Raw genomic sequence first — 16,738 nt, 5'->3', positions numbered from 1 at the left:
AGTCTTCTATTTAAAAGCTGTAACAATTAATAATGCTAAACTAGTAAGAACACTACCAATACTTACCCATTCTCCAGTACTCATTTTCTTAGTTTCAGGTTTTTCAGGAATCACAATTTGAGAATCTGGTTCCACATTTGGATATGATCTAAAGAATAAAAATGATTTTGTTACATCAGCTTTCCCATTTGGGTAAATAATATACGCTTTTTTCTTCCAGCCTTTACTATCTACACCTCCTACTGCATCTATATAATATCGAAACCCTTTTCCAATTCTATATGGTATTTCAGAAGTTAATAACACATTACCTGTAACTTTAACTCCTTCATTATAAACTGCAACTTCAATTTCATCTCCTGGAAACAAAGTTACATTAGAATAATGATTTTTATCTTTTACAATTTTTTCCCAATTTACCGGAATAGTAGCATATTTTAATTCTTCTTTTAATTTTTTGGTTAATTTTTCTTTTAATGTATCGTTTTTTGATAAATTCAAATCAATACTCTCTAATTGATCAATTTGCTCCTGTTTGATTGGTCTTTTAATTTTCATCCCGTCCAAATTAGCAATCGAAGTTAGCCCTCCCGCTCTCATGACAACATTATAAACGGTTTCCTTTTTGTTCGCTAAAACATATTTACCAGGATAACCCACTGCTCCACTAACGATAACCATTTGTGGTTTCTCATAAACTGCCATTCTCCGAATATTAATAACATCAAATGGTTTTAAAACAAAATTTTTAATTTGTTCATTATTATCTGCTGTAATTTCAAATTCCACTAATTCAATACGCTTTGGATCAGCATCATCAATTACATCAGATTTAATCATTCTTGCGATTTCAACTCTTTTTGAAGCTGACCCTGTTAAGCCTCCAACTTGTACAACTAAATCATTTAAAGTGAGATTTTCAAAATACTCGTATTCGCCTGGATTTTTTACTTCACCATCTATTGTAACTTTATATTCTTCTCTAAAATCTAAAATTGAATATACAGTAATAATATCTTCTCTTTTCAATTCTATATCAGCATTTAAATCTCCTGACAGCGCTGCACTCAAATCAACATTTACAATTTCTGTTGTCAAATCTGTTTTTAAACGAATAATTCTTGCTCGTTTTGTATAGGCATCTTCTTTAAGCCCTTCAGCCCTTGTAATAAGATCAGAAATTCTCATTCCTTCACTATAAGAATAATAATCTGGTCTAAAAACTGCCCCTTCAATTTTAATACGATTCTCAAATCGATTTAAAATTTTAGTAATTCGGAATACATCTCCAGATTGAGGTAAATAAGAATTGTATTCGCTTTCGTTGATATCATGGACTTTAAATTCTTTACCAGTTTTTTGCATTACATTTACAGAAGCTGTATAAGCAAATTCATTAAATCCTGAAGCAAAATTTAATAAATCCGAAAATTTTTCACCCTGTTTCATTTCGAAAATCCCTGGGCGTTTTACTTCTCCTTCAACCGTAACTCTTTGGCTGTAAGCAGGGATTCTAATTACATCATTGTCTTTCAAACTAAAATTATCAGATTGATCTCCTTTTACCAAAAATCTATAAATATCAATATTTTTATAAACTTTATTGTTTCGAATTAGTTCAATATTCCTGTAACTTCCATTTTTACCTGGACCACCTGCCAGATGCAAAGCATTATACACCGTAGCTAGGGAAGAAATCGAATAATTACCTGGCTGCTTGCCTCCAACGACTGTGACTTTAATAGTACGAATACGTCCTAAACTAACACTAACTTGCGACTGACCCGATCGAACAGTACTATATACTCGAGCAATAGCTGCTTTTATTTTTTGAGTAGCTGCTTCTATAGACATACCTGAAACAGCAATTTGACCGACATATTGAATTGTAATTTTTCCCTCAACACTAACAGGAATACTTTCATTATATTCCTGAACACCATAAACACTAACCTGCAATTCGTCACCAGGCCCTAATATATAGTTCATAGGCGTTGCCAATTTCAAATCTGGCTCAAAATTTAACGTAGGATTATCAAACAATTCGGAACCAAAAATCAATGCATTAACAGAATCTTTAATCTTCTCATTTTTTATTTTCTCTTGTTTTCTACCAAATTCTGTATCTTTCTCGGGAGTTTTCACTGTCTCTTTTTCCGCATCAGTGTTTTTAGTGTTTTTTTTCTCATATTGAGCAAGCTTCAACCTTAATTTATTAAATTCAGCTGAACTCATACCCTTTGACAAGGCCATTGGCTCAGCCTGATCAATAGTAGTATTATTACTCTTTAACTGAGCACTAATCTTAGCCAAATCGTCATCAGACAAATAATCAACTTGTATTGTACTTAAATCTTTAGATTTAAGTATATCTTGTGCCTTCGCATTAAAACACATTAATAAAATAAAAAAAAGCGTAAGAACGTATGGTATTTTTTTCATATAGAGTAATAATTTAACCTTAATATTGGGTTCAAATAGAATAATTTTATACTGAATATTGTTTTTGATAATAATCTTTATAAGAACCAGAGGTAACATTTTGAAGCCAGTCTTCATTATTCAAATACCAATTAATGGTTTTCTCCAGACCTTCTTCAAATGTTACAGAAGGCTTCCAACCCAATTCTTTATTAATTTTTGAAGCGTCAATAGCATAACGTAAATCATGACCAGGTCTGTCTTTTACATATGTGATCAACTCTTGAGAAGTACCTTCTTGTCTTCCTAATTTTTGATCCATAATTTGGCAAAGCAATTTAACTAAGTCAATATTCTTCCATTCATTAAAACCACCAATATTATAGGTTTCGTGGTTTTTTCCTTCATGAAAAACTAAATCTATCGCAATGGCATGATCTTCCACAAATAGCCAATCACGTGTATAATTTCCATCACCATAAACAGGCAATGGCTTATTATTAATAATATTATTGATAAAAAGAGGAATTAGTTTCTCCGGAAAATGGTATGAACCATAATTATTAGAACAATTAGTTAGTACATATGGAAAACCATATGTTTCACCATAAGCCCTAACAAAATGATCCGAACTTGCTTTTGAAGCTGAATAAGGTGAATTAGGATCATAGGAGGTCGTTTCTGTAAAAAGCCCTTCTGGTCCTAGTGAACCATAAACTTCATCTGTACTGATATGATAAAAACGCTTACCTTCAAAATTATTTTTCCATTGATTTTTTGCCGCATTAAGCAAATTCATGGTACCAATAACATTTGTCTTTACAAATGCTAATGGATCTTCAATAGAACGATCAACATGAGACTCAGCAGCTAAATGCACGACTCCGTCAAAATTGTGAAGTGAAAAAAGTTCATTAATAAAAGCCTCGTCAACGATATCTCCTTTTACAAAACTATAATTAGGTTGATTTTCAATATCTTTAATATTCTCTAAATTACCTGCATAAGTCAATGCATCTAAATTAAAAATCTGATATTCTGGATATTTAGTCACAAATCGTCTTATCACGTGCGATCCAATAAAACCGGCACCTCCTGTTATAAGTATCTTTTTCATTTTTTTCTTTTAGTTTAACAAATCTGAATTTTGTCTTTCTAATTCACTATATATATCTTTTACATCTTGTGAATTTTCTTTCTGCAAAATTAGATTAGCTGAATCTGTATAAACAAAAATAGTATTTTTTAATCCTAAAAAAGTAGTATGCTTTTCGCACCCTATAACCATATTACCATTTTGATCAACTGGATGACCTTTTAGTACCAAATAATCATAAACTGATTCAAATGAGCCTAAGTCCGACCATGAAAAGGAAGCTGGAACTACTTTTATTTTTTTACTGCGTTCCATCACAGCATAATCAATACTAATTGATGGAATTTCTAATGACAAATCAAAATCTAAAAAACCTTCCTTACTGGATTCCCATACGGCTTTAGATTTTTCATAAACGTCTGGTTGAAATTGTTTCAATTCTTCTAAAAGAACTCCAGCTTTGAAACAAAACATTCCACTATTCCATAGAAAATTACCTTTCGAAATAAAATCTTTTGCTGTTGTTTCATTTGGCTTTTCACGAAAAGAAATTACCTTATCTCCTTTTGCTTCTATATATCCATAACCTGTTTCAGGTTTAGTAGGAACAACTCCGAATGTAACAATAAAACCTTCTTCAGCTTTTGAAACCGCTTCATTTATAGCTTGATTGTAGTTATCCATTAAATCAATAATATGATCTGATGGGGTAACAATTAATATATCATTAGCATCTGAAGCAAATGCAGCGAATGCAATTGCAGCAGCTGTATTTCTAGGAGTTGCTTCAACAATGTTGATATATGAAGTATTAGTCTTATCCATCACCTTTCCACTTAAATGATGATTATCAACATTTCCTACAACCATAACTTTATTAGCCAAATGACTATTACGATCAACTGTTATCTCAAATAGGGATCTGCCTTCAAATATCTCTAAATATTGTTTCGGTTGGCTCTTACGAGAAAGTGGCCATAATCTGCTCCCTACTCCGCCAGTTAAAATTACGTGTGTAATTGATTTATGTGTGCTCATATTTGTTTTGAATAAAAAAAAAGAATCTTAGTATACTTATAACCTATTATCAGCTAAAGCCCCTAAAACTCCTTTTACATCGTATAATAAACTGTTTTCTTTTTGCAAGTCTGAAAAATTTAATTTTAAAAATTCAGCATGTGAAACTCCTAAAATAATAGCGTCAAATTTATCAGTTGGTACAGCGTCAACAGTTACTAAATTATATTCTTTTTTTACATCTTTTGCATTAGCAAGAGGATCATAAGTGGTCACTGATATTCCATATTCCGTCAATGCTGTTATTACATCAACAATTTTAGTATTTCTAACATCAGGACAGTTTTCTTTAAAGGTAATTCCTAGCATTAAAAGGCTAGCTCCATTAACAGAAATTCCTTTTTTAATCATTAATTTAACGACCTGCGAGGCGATATATTCTCCCATGCTATCATTCAAACGGCGTCCTGCCAAAATTATTTCGGGATGATAGCCAAATTCTTGTGCTCTTTGTGCTAAATAGTAAGGATCAACCCCAATACAATGTCCGCCAACTAGTCCTGGTTTGAACGGTAAAAAATTCCATTTTGTAGCAGCAGCGGCTAATACTTCCTGCGTATCAATATTCATTAGATTGAATATTTTAGCTAGTTCATTTACAAAAGCAATATTAATATCTCTTTGAGAATTTTCGATAACTTTAGCGGCTTCTGCTACTTTTATTGAAGGTGCTAAATGAGTCCCTGCAGTAATAACAGACTTATATAGTGAATCAACTTTTAAACCAATTTCAGGAGTTGATCCCGAAGTTACTTTTAAAATTTTCTCAACCGTATGTTCTTTATCTCCAGGATTGATTCTTTCTGGTGAATATCCTGCAAAAAAATCAACATTAAATTTTAAACCGGAAATTTTCTCTAAAACAGGAACACACTGTTCTTCTGTAACACCAGGATAAACAGTGGATTCATAAATTACGATATCTCCTTTTTTTAATATCTTACCAACAGATTCACTTGATTTATATAATGGAGTCAAATCTGGACGATTATTTTTATCAACAGGAGTCGGGACTGTTATTACAAAATAAGTGCAATCTGCAATATCATTTAAAGCAGTAGTGCAAAACAATCCAATTTCAGTATTAGGCTCGTCAACTAGTACTTTCTGCAATTCACTATCTTCAACTTCCAATGTAGAATCTGTTCCCGATTTTAAACTGGCAACTCTTGATTCATTAATATCAAATCCCACAACTGGATACTTTGTAGCAAATAATCTTGCCAAAGGCAGACCAACATAACCTAAACCTATAACAGCTATTTTTATGTTTCCGTTCATTTAGTAAAAATATTAGCTTTATTCATAACAACACATGGCTTCGCCCTTCCAAGTCCCATTTATTTACCTGGCTACCAAAAAGTATATTCTCGGCAAATATAACATATTAAGTCAATTTATTCAATACGGTTTCCCGTAATACAATAAAAACAAATGATTAAAAAAACGTAAAAAAAACCAAAGTATTACTAATCAGCTTTTAAAAAATTACATAATAAAAAAAAACAGAGAAAAAAATCCAAAATTAGAGAGATTTTATCTTCTGTTTTTCATTTAAAAAAAGCAAAACACACGATTTACTTATATTTTATTTTCAGAACACATCCTAAGGACTCCAGTACCAAAATATAATGCGTTTTTGATATTTCCTGCACAATGGCATCCTGATTACTAAAAGCTCCTGAATCTAATTTTATTCGGTCACCCACCTGAATTGAAGATACAGAAACATCAGCTATATTAGACGCATTCAGGCTTTTCTTTATAATACTAATTTCCTCGTCACGAACAATAGCAGGCTTACCTAACCAAAATAAATAGCGTACTACGCCTGGAATAGCAAAAACACTATTCCTATCAGATTCTGGCAATTGAACAAATACATAAGAATTAAAAAGCGGAACTTCAATCTTTTTTTTCCTATCCGACCATTGTTTGACTTGTGTAATTATTGGACAATAACATTCAATTCCAGCTTGTGTAAGTTTCTCCGCAACTTTTTTCTCCCATTTGGGTTTCGTATAAACTACATACCAATTCATAATTTCTTTTATTGAAATAAATATTCAAAATCACCCTCTTTACTCTTCTTTTCTATTAAATTTCACTTCAATATTACATTATCTTTTACGAACCAATTCCTTTATAAATAAATCCAATACCTTCAAGTTCTTTTGCATTCAATATATTTCTTCCATCAAAAAGGAATGCTGGTTTATGCATTGAATCGTAAATTTTTTGCCAATCATAAGTAGTAAATTCATCCCATTCTGTTAAAACAGCAACGGCATGTGCTCCTTTACAAGCCTCATAAGCATTATTAAATATCGCTAGTGAGCTATTATTCTCCTCACTAGTTCTGGTTTCTAAATAATCTAAATCACTTAACATTTTCGTTCTTGACACTTTTGGATCATAAACTGAAACTTCGGCCTGTTCATTTATCAAGTCATCGGCAACATAAATAGCTGCAGATTCGCGTGTATCATTTGTGTCTTTCTTGAAAGCCCAACCTAAAAACGTAATTTTTTTTCCAGCAACTGTATTATACAAAGTCTGAACAATCTTATTAGAAAATCTTCTTTTTTGATGATCATTCATAATAATTACTTGCTCCCAATAATCTGCTACTTCGTTTAATCCGTATGATTTTGCTATATATACTAAATTTAAAATATCCTTTTGAAAACAAGAACCTCCAAAACCTACTGAAGCCTTTAGAAATTTTGACCCGATTCTACTATCCATTCCGATTGCTTTTGCAACTTCATTAACATCAGCACCCGTTTTTTCACATAATTCAGACATCGCATTTATCGAAGAAATTCGCTGCGCTAAAAAAGCATTTGCGGTAAGCTTAGACAATTCTGAAGACCAAACATTGGTGGTTAAAATTTTATCTTTATCAACCCAATTTGCATAAACATCAACTAAGGCATTAATTGCAGCTTCACCTTCAGGAGTTGCATCTCCACCAATCAAAATTCGATCCGGATTTAATAAATCTGTTACTGCAGTTCCTTCAGCTAAGAATTCAGGATTTGATAATATTTGAAATTGAACACCATTCCCTGTATTATCTAAGATACTTTTAATAGCTTCAGCTGTTCGAACTGGTAAAGTAGATTTCTCTACTACAATTTTATTTTGCTTTGCTACTTTTGCAATTTGCCTGGCACACAACTCTATATATTTCAAATCAGCAGCCATCCCTTTTCCTTTCCCGTAGGTTTTAGTTGGTGTATTTACTGATATAAAAATTACCTGAGCTTCATCGATTGCTTTTTCTACTTCTGTTGAAAAGAAGAGATTTCGTCCTCTTGCTTCAGCTACAATTTCTGAAAGACCTGGCTCATAAATTGGAATATTTTCGGTATTTGGATCATTCCAATCTTTAATTCTTTGTTCGTTCAAATCAACAACAGTGACTTGAATATGTGGACATTTTTGAGCAATTACTGCCATTGTCGGACCTCCGACATAACCTGCACCAATGCAACAAATTTTTGTAATTTTCATCTACTTTACTATTATCTTGATCTTCTTTTTTATTTTAAATTATCCCAATACCAACTTACTGCCACTTTTAATCCTTCTTGTAAAGAATATTTTGGATTATAACCGAGTATTGTTTTTGCCTTTTCTATACTTGCCAGTGAATGCGGAATGTCACCAGCTCTATTAGCTCCATAAACAATTTCTACGTCTGCAATTTTAGGATCAAATTCTGATAAATATTTTTTCAAATACTCAACCAAATTATTTAATGTATTTCGATCACCAAATGCGGTATTATAAACAGTATTTATTGCCTCTGGCTTTTGAGTTGTGATCGCCAATTCATTCATCTGAATTACATTATCGATATAAGTAAAATCTCTTGAATAATTTCCGTCACCATTAATAACAGGGCTTTCATAATTCATTAACTGCATAACAAATTTCGGAATCACAGCTGCATAAGCACCTTTTGGATCCTGCTTTCTTCCGAAAACATTAAAATAACGCAATCCGATAGTTTCTAAACCATATGTTTTGCTAAAAATCTCCGCATACAATTCATTTACGTATTTTGTAATAGCATAAGGAGACAATGGCTTTCCGATAACATCTTCAACTTTTGGTAATCCTTGAGAATCTCCATATGTCGAAGAACTCGCAGCATAAACAAAACGCTTCACTTTTGCATCGCGACAAGCAACAAGCATATTTAAAAAACCAGTAACATTGACATCATTTGTGGTTATGGGATCATTAATAGATCTTGGAACAGAACCAAGCGCGGCCTGATGCAAAACATAATCAACTCCTTCAACAGCTAAAGCACAATCACTACTATTTCTAATATCTCCTTCAATTAATTTAAAATTTGAATTACTTATAAAGTCTTTTAAATTATGACGATGACCTGTTGAAAAATTATCAAGACAAATTACTTTATGACCTAATCCTAAAAAATACTCACATAAATTTGAGCCAATAAAACCGGCTCCTCCAGTAATTAGAATCGTATTTTGAGTTGAAGTTTTCATTTATTACAAATTATTTTTTAATGAATTTTGTTAAAAGACTTTTCCACAAACTTAACTTAACTTCTTCTTCATGATATCCGTTTGAATACGATCCATAGCCGTACCCATATCCAGATCCATACTTTGCTTTATTTTCATATCCGTTCAAAACAATACTGGCATTGTTAAGTTCACCTCTTTTAATTCTAGTGTTCAACAACGTAATCATATCTTTTTTAGTATAATTCTGCCTCACAATATATAAGGTAACATCTGCATATTGAGCCAACTCCAAAGCGTCAGAAACTAAGCCCACTGGGGGTGTATCCAGAATTATATAATCGTACTTCTGCTTTAATTCATCTATTAATTCCTTCATTGCATCACTCAAAATAAGCTCAGAAGGATTTGGAGGTATAGGCCCTGAAAGGATCACATCAAGATTTGGAATTTGAGTAGAATTAGTGATTTCAACTAAACTATTGTGTTTAATCAAATAATTGACAACACCTAGCTGGCTATTTAAATTAAATTCATCTGCCAATCTTGGTTTTCTTAAATCCAAACCAATAATAACTGTTTTCTTTTCACTTAAGGCAAAAACAGTTGCGATATTAATGGAACAAAATGTTTTTCCTTCCCCACTTATTGAAGATGTAATCATCAATGTTTTAGAACCGCTAACCTGCTGTTTTTTATATAAAAACTGCAAAGATGAACGAATTGTTCTAAAGGCTTCGGATAATGCCGATTTTGGTTTATCAAATACGGCCAGGCTCAAATTGTCTTTAGTAACGCCTATTACACCTATTAACGGAATTTGCGTCAACTTACTAATATCATCAGCATTCTGAATCGAATTATTAATAAAGAAAATACCTAAAACAAATAACAATGGAATCAACAAACCTAAAAATAGCGCAAGAATATAATTTACAGAAGTTTTAGGCCCAATTAATCCACCTCCAATATCTTTAGCCGGATCTATAAAATGAATATCTGATAAATTAGAGGCTTTTACAATTTCCGCCTCATTCCGCTTCTGAAGAAATTCAGTATAGATATTATCGTTTAAATCATACTTTCTCTTAATCTTTAATAATTCCTGTTGCTCTTCAGGAAGCCTTTTGACAGTGCTTTCTGCTTCACCAATTTTGGCATTTACAAGAGACAAATCATACAACAATGAAGTTTTTGCAGAAGCGATATTCTCTAACAAAACACTTTTAACGGCCTGCATTTGATTGTCAAAATCTTTGAATATTTTCTCACTTTTTACCGCATAAGCCATTTCTGATCTTTGGGTTGAAAGCGCGATAAGTTTTGACACACTTGCAACAATATTTGGATCTTCAATTCCTGCAACAGACGGAGCAGGTAATCTTGAATAATCGACACTATTATTCAGATACATTTTCAACGAATTGTAGTACGCAATTTTTCTGGAAACCTGATCTTTCTGTAGATCAAAATCCATTATTTTATCAGAAAATTTAGCTCCGCCTCCTTCTATTTCGTAGATATTTTTATCCTTTCTAAAAGATTTTAACTCATTACCTGTTTGTTTCAATTGCGATTCCATCGCAACAAGGGTACTATCAATAAATCGTATTGTATTCGTTGCAAATTGATTTTTTCCGTCAAGCTGAATTTTAATCAACATTTTTACTGTTGAATTCAAATATTCGACCATCCTGGCTTTGTTTGTTCCTTGCATGCCTAATGTTAATATCGAACCTCCCTTATCATCAGAATCAACATTTATTCCTTTATAACGAGAAACTGTACCATCAAAATCATTAAATCGCACAAAGTATTCGTTCCCGTTATAAAGCCCTGGATTATCATATATCTGCAGTTTCCAGTTTAGAAACGGCAATAAAACTTGTTCTCCAACTTTATACTTTTTCACAAACTCTGTAGGCTGGACAGCTGTATTAGAATACGAATTGTCAGAATAATTAATGAGTGAAACTGAATTGCTTTCAAATGGAATTCTGATTTCATACTCATTTGGACTTAAAAATTTAATACCTATTAAAACATTAGCAATTTGTCCCTTCGATTTATCAATATCTACATAAAAAGGAGTTGCGCCATAAGAGTCTACCAGGTTGTATTTACCTTGTGTTAGATACTCTATATAAAATTGCAATTTATTAACAACCAATTCATTATGAGATCTTGATTGCAATATTGTTGATATACCATTTACCTGATCTGAAATTCCTCCCCAATTAAAAACCAGACTTGTATTAGATGTAAAAAACGGATTACTTTCTTCCTTAATAGAAATCATAGTTTGCATTCCGTAAATTTTCTCTTTTCGGATATTTACCTGATAAGCAATTGTAAACGCAATTATCAAACTAATTAAAAACCATTTCCAATAACTTAAGATTTTTAGCAAAAATCCTTTAAAATCAAAATTTGAATGATTCTCAAAAATGGAAAAATCTTTTATATCTAACATTATTTAATTTTAGTTTTTGATAATTAAATACACAGTTGTTGCCAAAGATAATAGGGTAATTATAGTACCTATTGACTGTATACCAGTTTGACCTGTTCCCCATGTTTTCTGTCTAAGAGGTTTCACATACACATAGTCGTTAGGTTGTAAATAATAATAGGGCGATTTCATTACGTTAGCGTCCGTAAGATCAATTTCATTCATTTGAACACCGGTTGGTGTTTGGCGAATAATCATTACAGCTTTTCTATTACCTACAGTAGTTATGTCTCCAGCATTCGCCACTGCTTCCATAATGTTTACATGCGATTGAAACAATGTTTTTGTTCCTGTGCTTCCTACCTCTCCATTTATCGTATATCTAAAACCAGCTAATTTTACAGTAACAAAAACATTAGCTTCACTTTTAAAATACTCTTCGAGTAATTTTTTCTCGATCATAAGTCTTACTTCTTCCAGCGTATATCCTATAACATTTATTTCGCCTAGAATTGGCATTCTAATATTACCATGATCATCAACCGTAAATCCATCAAAATACAAGGCTGATTCTGATTTTCCTAATGTTGTGCTTTCTGTTGTATTAAAAATCGAAACCAGTTTAGGATCAATTGCTTTTATATTAATACTTAAAACATCATTAACCTGCAATCTGTAAGGCTTAGATTCAACAGCAGAAACTGTATTTTGTTCACCTGTATTATTTTTATCTTGCAAATACCATAGGTCTTTTACAGGAATACAAGATGTAAATAGTGTACTAATAAATAGTAATATATAAAAGCTTTTTTTTGTCATTATTAAAAATTTATCGCAAATATAGCTTTTCCTTTAATCTTCAGGAAATCTAACTTTTATTTGATTCTTTTTAGTTGTTTTTAAAAGTTTTTTCAAACGGAATACGATGTAAAATGCTTCTTCCAAGAGTAATTTCGTCGGCATATTCTAATTCGTCACCCACCGCGATTCCGCGCGCAATTGTTGAGATTACAATATCTGATGCTATAATTTGTTTGTAAATATAAAAATTTGTGGTATCTCCTTCCATAGTAGAACTTAATGCAAAAATAATTTCAACTACTTTTCCGGATTTAACCTTTTCGACTAAACTTGCAATATTTAACTGACTTGGCCCCAAACCTTCAATTGGCGAAATTTTACCACCTAAAACATGATAAATCCCTTTAAATTGCCCTGTATTTTCAATAGCCATTACATCACGAATATCTTCGACTACACAAATAGTCTGATGATTTCTAGCTGTATTTGCACAAATCTCACAGACTTTTGTATCCGAAATATTATGGCAACTTTCACAGAACTTAATATCTTCACGCATATTCAATAATGCCTGAGATAAAAAACCAGTTTGTTCTCTAGGCTGTTTCAGTAAATGAAGAACTAATCGCAATGCCGTACGCTTACCAATTCCTGGTAATTGAGACATTTCGTTAACTGCTTTTTCTATTAATTTTGATGAGAATTCCATGACGCCAAAAGTAATGTTTTAATGTTTCTTTTTATCCCCGATAGTACCGAAGTTTTGGAAGAAATTCTTTTTGATTTTGCTCCCAAAATAAAAAGATTACTTCCCTCTTCTTTTCATTTAATTGGGAGTTCAGTGAACCTCGTTTGAAACGGATAACGGGACTAGCTCTTAAGAAAATTAATACTGATTCGTAGCCAATAAAACCAAAGTACAAGCCACTTCAGCCTTGATATTATTTAGCTCTAATAATTGATATAATTCCGGATTTTCGGTTCCGGGATTAAAAACAACTCTTTTTGGCTGTGCTTCGATAATATAATTGTAATAATCTCGTTGACGAGCAGGATTTAAATACAAAGTTACAGTATCTATATTTTTGACAGGAATTGCTTTCGTTTGAATTTTTACTCCCGCCACTTCACCACTATTTTGTCCAATTGCTAATACAGTGTGTCCTTTTTCAACCAACATGTTTATAGCTCTATATGCGTATCGATCTGGTTTTGTAGTAGCTCCCAGAACTAAAGTTTTCTTGTTTTTCATCATTTTAATTTAAAGTGCAAAAGTAGTTAAAAAACATGAGCTAAATTAGAAGATTCATACTGAAAAGATTCAGGATAAAGCATTAACAAAAAAACCAAACTTTTTAGGTTTGGTTCTTTATAAAATATATTTTTATTTTATAATTGTATAAACATTTTTGCTGTAACAGTTTTCCAATATCAATTTACCGTTAAGCCAGACCTGATTAACCCCTGTATAACAATGATTAGTACCAAAGGTCGATTGTAAAATATCTTTATATTTTTCGTTCCATTGAATATATGTTACTGTTTTAAAAGTAAAAACATTTTTATAAACTTGTTTTTTTCTTAAAGGAGGGAATTTAAAATAACCTTTAAATCCTAAAAAAAATATCTATTTTTACACAACCAATCAAAACTTTATGGATCTTTTCATTTATTTATTTGCTGCTCTTTTTTCAGTTTTAAATCCAATAGGTACTGTTCCTATTTTTGTGGGATTAACACAACACGATTCTCAGAAAGAACGTTCTCGAATTTCATTATGGACCGCCATAAATGTTTTTATTATTCTGATTGTATCTTTTTTTATTGGTCAATATGTTCTGAGTTTTTTCGGAATTAGTATCGACGCGTTACGAATTGCAGGCGGAATTGTAATTGTAAACTCAGGTTTCTCTTTGCTATCGGGAAAATTCAATAAAAAGCGAGGAATCAACAAAAAAATTGAAAACGAGGCACAACAACGAAATGACATCGCTCTTACTCCATTAGCGATTCCTATGCTTGCTGGACCAGGATCCATTTCTTTATTGATTGCATTTTATCAGGAGCATCACGGTATGGAAGAAATAATAATTTCATCTCTTGCCATTTTAGCGATCGCAGTTGCCATTTTTGTTATTTTGAAAAGCGCACATTATCTGGCAAGAATACTTGGAGCTTCAGGTATTGTTGCGATATCAAGAATAGTTGGTTTTATTGTAATTTCAATCGGAATTCAATATATAGTCAGTTCAATTATCAATATTGTAAAAGGAAATCTCATGTAAATCTTTTTAACTTTAATATAAACAAAAAGGGATAAAACGTATGTTTTATCCCTTTTTTATATTTTATAATTACTATTTAATTTCTTGGCAAAAATACTTCAGCCATCATGCATCTTGCACTTCCGCCACCGCAAGCTTCGATTGTATCTAAACTTGAACTCAAAATTTCAGCGTGATTTTCTAGTTGTGCAATTTGCTTTGGAGTTAAACTCTGGTGTGCCGATGCACTCATGACAATATACTTCTTGTCATTTGTTCCTCGAACTTCTAACATATTTCCTGCGAAATTATTTACCTGCGCTTCTGTGATTAAAATAATTTCTTTTTTATCTGCTTTTAGATTGTCAAGAACCATTTTACGTTCTTTTTTATCATCAATACAATCTGCACAGATAACGGCGAAAGTTTCTCCCAAGCACATCATTACGTTTGTATGGTAAATCAATTTGCGTTCTCCATCAACCGTTTGAAAAGCTTCAAAAATTACAGGCGCATAATCAAAATCTTCACAAAATTCGATAAACAATTCTTCATCGGCACGTGGAGACAAGGCACAATATGCCTTTGCATTTGCGCGATCTAAAAGTAAACTTCCTGTTCCCTCTAAGAAAAACCCATCTTCTTCAGCAGATGTGTAATCCATTATATTAGAAATCTCAAAACCTTTTTCTTCAAGAGTGTCCAAAATATCTTCACGACGTTCCTGACGACGATTCTCAGCAAACATTGGATACAAAGCTACATCTCCATTTTCATGAAAAGAAACCCAATTATTTGGAAAAATACTATCTGGAGTATCGGTTTCTAAAGTATCATCAATAACGGTAACATCAACTCCAACTGTTCTTAGTTTTTCAACAAAAGCATCAAATTCTTGTTGTGCTTTAGCATTTACCGTACTTGGTAAAAGTCCGTCTAGTACTTTTTGGTAATAATTATTTACAGCTGTTTGCTCATTCATTCTGAAAGCAACTGGCCGAATCATAACAATTGCATTTGTAGTTTGTCTCATTTTCTTTATTTTTTATATGAAGTTTCAGGTTTCAAGTTTCGCAACCAATGTGAAACTTGAAACCTGACTCTACAGCTTTGCCAAAACAGGCGAAGCAAACTTCAAACTTTGTTCTTCTAGTCTCTAATTAATGGCAAAGTTGAACATCTCAACAAACCTTCTTGTTTGGCAATTTCGGCATATGGAATTTCTTCAACAGTAAATCCATTTGAACGAAGCCAGTTATTTAATCGGGTAAAGTTTTTCTCAGAAACCACTACATTTTCATCTATAGAAAAGACATTTGAAAACATATTATACATTTCGTTTCTTTCAATATGGAATAGATTTTCCATTCCAAAAAGAGTAACTAAATACAAATAATCAGCTTCTTCGCGGAAACCTCTTTTATAAATAATTCCTTTATTTTTTCCTACTGGCTGAAAACAGCAATCCAAGTGCAAAGCATTATCTCGCGCTTCTAATTTAGATTTTACCAGATCAAATTCCTTTACAATTTTATTTGGAAACAACTCTTTTATATAATTTACACCTTCCATGTTAGTACGAGCGGTGATATAATCTTTATAATCGCTCCCTTTATACGTACCAATAAAAATATGGTCATTCCAAAGCATCACATCACCACCTTCAATATGAACTTCTTCAGGAGGACGGACTACTTTTAGAGAATCCATTTGATCGATTACATGTTGAATTGCATCTAACTCACGTTCTCTATCCGGTAATATATTAGATTTTACAAATGTATCATCAATTACAAAACCTATATCTCGTGCAAAAATCTGATTGTAATTTTCAATCATTTCCGGACGATAAACAGTTACATCATATTTTTGAAATACTGCATTAAATGCTTCCATTTCGGCAACCATGTCTTTTTCTACTGGATAAGTCCCAGCCTTAATATGTTCCAAAGATTTAGGATCATAAGCTTCATCCAAAGTTGGAGTTGGCCCATTATGAACGGCAGAACCCAAAACTACGGCACGAAGTCTTGACGTTTCGTTCTTTATATTTAATTGCAACATAACTCTATTATATTTTGAGCAAATATAAAAAAAGCTTCACAGTTAAGTGAAG

The 16,738-nt window shown here is 32.1% G+C and carries 14 protein-coding genes; 1 reads left to right on the top strand and 13 read right to left on the bottom strand.

What is annotated here, in order from left to right:
* Window positions 1-6: 6 nt before the first annotated feature.
* From B0A65_RS03990 to B0A65_RS03940, 11 genes are all read right to left on the bottom strand, one after another.
* Window positions 7-2,442: an SLBB domain-containing protein gene (locus B0A65_RS03990; protein ID WP_074659677.1), complete on the bottom strand. Its 2,436-nt coding sequence runs from the start codon at window positions 2,440-2,442 to the stop codon at window positions 7-9.
* A gap of 46 nt (window positions 2,443-2,488) precedes the next feature.
* Window positions 2,489-3,538 (bottom strand): dTDP-glucose 4,6-dehydratase, encoded by a 1,050-nt coding sequence (rfbB, locus tag B0A65_RS03985; protein WP_074659386.1) that lies wholly within the window; start codon window positions 3,536-3,538, stop codon window positions 2,489-2,491.
* 9 nt (window positions 3,539-3,547) lie between these two features.
* On the bottom strand, window positions 3,548-4,555 hold the full coding sequence (locus B0A65_RS03980; protein ID WP_074659385.1) for a mannose-1-phosphate guanylyltransferase: 1,008 nt from the start codon (window positions 4,553-4,555) through the stop codon (window positions 3,548-3,550).
* Window positions 4,556-4,591: 36 nt separating this feature from the next.
* Window positions 4,592-5,875 (bottom strand): nucleotide sugar dehydrogenase, encoded by a 1,284-nt coding sequence (locus tag B0A65_RS03975; protein WP_074659384.1) that lies wholly within the window; start codon window positions 5,873-5,875, stop codon window positions 4,592-4,594.
* Between the two features lie 296 nt (window positions 5,876-6,171).
* Window positions 6,172-6,636, bottom strand: coding sequence for a UpxY family transcription antiterminator (locus B0A65_RS03970; protein WP_074659383.1), 465 nt, complete (start codon window positions 6,634-6,636; stop codon window positions 6,172-6,174).
* Between the two features lie 85 nt (window positions 6,637-6,721).
* On the bottom strand, window positions 6,722-8,113 hold the full coding sequence (locus tag B0A65_RS03965; protein WP_074659382.1) for a UDP-glucose 6-dehydrogenase: 1,392 nt from the start codon (window positions 8,111-8,113) through the stop codon (window positions 6,722-6,724).
* Window positions 8,114-8,142: 29 nt separating this feature from the next.
* Entirely contained in the window at window positions 8,143-9,126 is a 984-nt protein-coding gene (locus B0A65_RS03960; protein WP_074659381.1) for an SDR family oxidoreductase, read from the bottom strand.
* Window positions 9,127-9,136: 10 nt separating this feature from the next.
* Window positions 9,137-11,578: a polysaccharide biosynthesis tyrosine autokinase gene (locus B0A65_RS03955; protein WP_074659380.1), complete on the bottom strand. Its 2,442-nt coding sequence runs from the start codon at window positions 11,576-11,578 to the stop codon at window positions 9,137-9,139.
* 9 nt (window positions 11,579-11,587) lie between these two features.
* Entirely contained in the window at window positions 11,588-12,376 is a 789-nt protein-coding gene (locus B0A65_RS03950) for a polysaccharide biosynthesis/export family protein (protein WP_074659379.1), read from the bottom strand.
* A gap of 70 nt (window positions 12,377-12,446) precedes the next feature.
* Window positions 12,447-13,067, bottom strand: a complete 621-nt coding sequence (recR, locus tag B0A65_RS03945) for a recombination mediator RecR (protein ID WP_074659378.1) — start codon at window positions 13,065-13,067, stop codon at window positions 12,447-12,449.
* 177 nt (window positions 13,068-13,244) lie between these two features.
* Window positions 13,245-13,610: a CoA-binding protein gene (locus tag B0A65_RS03940; protein ID WP_074659377.1), complete on the bottom strand. Its 366-nt coding sequence runs from the start codon at window positions 13,608-13,610 to the stop codon at window positions 13,245-13,247.
* Between the two features lie 403 nt (window positions 13,611-14,013).
* Here B0A65_RS03940 and B0A65_RS03935 point away from each other — a divergent pair, with 403 nt between their 5' ends.
* Window positions 14,014-14,643, top strand: a complete 630-nt coding sequence (locus B0A65_RS03935) for a MarC family NAAT transporter (RefSeq protein ID WP_074659376.1) — start codon at window positions 14,014-14,016, stop codon at window positions 14,641-14,643.
* Between the two features lie 76 nt (window positions 14,644-14,719).
* On the opposite strand, the gene ctlX is transcribed toward B0A65_RS03935, so the two are convergent.
* Together ctlX and B0A65_RS03925 are read right to left on the bottom strand one after the other, a co-directional pair.
* Entirely contained in the window at window positions 14,720-15,655 is a 936-nt protein-coding gene (ctlX, locus tag B0A65_RS03930; protein WP_074659375.1) for a citrulline utilization hydrolase CtlX, read from the bottom strand.
* A gap of 116 nt (window positions 15,656-15,771) precedes the next feature.
* Complete coding sequence (locus B0A65_RS03925; protein WP_074659374.1) at window positions 15,772-16,686, bottom strand: dimethylarginine dimethylaminohydrolase family protein; 915 nt, start codon at window positions 16,684-16,686, stop codon at window positions 15,772-15,774.
* Window positions 16,687-16,738 lie beyond the last annotated feature (52 nt).

The sequence above is a fragment of the Flavobacterium frigidimaris genome (genome assembly GCF_002217275.1).
Lineage (GTDB): Bacteria > Bacteroidota > Bacteroidia > Flavobacteriales > Flavobacteriaceae > Flavobacterium > Flavobacterium aquidurense.
The sequence above is the reverse complement of the archived record's forward strand: the minus strand, read 5'-3'. Positions and strand labels throughout refer to the sequence as shown.

Bases quoted from the DNA above. Each gene is read 5' to 3' on its own strand.
- B0A65_RS03925 (WP_074659374.1), bottom strand. From the start codon at position 16,686: ATGTTGCAATTAAATATAAAGAACGAAACGTCAAGACTTCGTGCCGTA.
- B0A65_RS03950 (WP_074659379.1), bottom strand. From the start codon at position 12,376: ATGACAAAAAAAAGCTTTTATATATTACTATTTATTAGTACACTATTT.
- B0A65_RS03965 (WP_074659382.1), bottom strand. From the start codon at position 8,113: ATGAAAATTACAAAAATTTGTTGCATTGGTGCAGGTTATGTCGGAGGT.
- B0A65_RS03935 (WP_074659376.1), top strand. From the start codon at position 14,014: ATGGATCTTTTCATTTATTTATTTGCTGCTCTTTTTTCAGTTTTAAAT.
- B0A65_RS03960 (WP_074659381.1), bottom strand. From the start codon at position 9,126: ATGAAAACTTCAACTCAAAATACGATTCTAATTACTGGAGGAGCCGGT.
- B0A65_RS03955 (WP_074659380.1), bottom strand. From the start codon at position 11,578: ATGTTAGATATAAAAGATTTTTCCATTTTTGAGAATCATTCAAATTTT.
- ctlX (WP_074659375.1), bottom strand. From the start codon at position 15,655: ATGAGACAAACTACAAATGCAATTGTTATGATTCGGCCAGTTGCTTTC.
- B0A65_RS03975 (WP_074659384.1), bottom strand. From the start codon at position 5,875: ATGAACGGAAACATAAAAATAGCTGTTATAGGTTTAGGTTATGTTGGT.
- B0A65_RS03970 (WP_074659383.1), bottom strand. From the start codon at position 6,636: ATGAATTGGTATGTAGTTTATACGAAACCCAAATGGGAGAAAAAAGTT.
- recR (WP_074659378.1), bottom strand. From the start codon at position 13,067: ATGGAATTCTCATCAAAATTAATAGAAAAAGCAGTTAACGAAATGTCT.
- B0A65_RS03980 (WP_074659385.1), bottom strand. From the start codon at position 4,555: ATGAGCACACATAAATCAATTACACACGTAATTTTAACTGGCGGAGTA.
- B0A65_RS03990 (WP_074659677.1), bottom strand. From the start codon at position 2,442: ATGAAAAAAATACCATACGTTCTTACGCTTTTTTTTATTTTATTAATG.
- rfbB (WP_074659386.1), bottom strand. From the start codon at position 3,538: ATGAAAAAGATACTTATAACAGGAGGTGCCGGTTTTATTGGATCGCAC.
- B0A65_RS03940 (WP_074659377.1), bottom strand. From the start codon at position 13,610: ATGAAAAACAAGAAAACTTTAGTTCTGGGAGCTACTACAAAACCAGAT.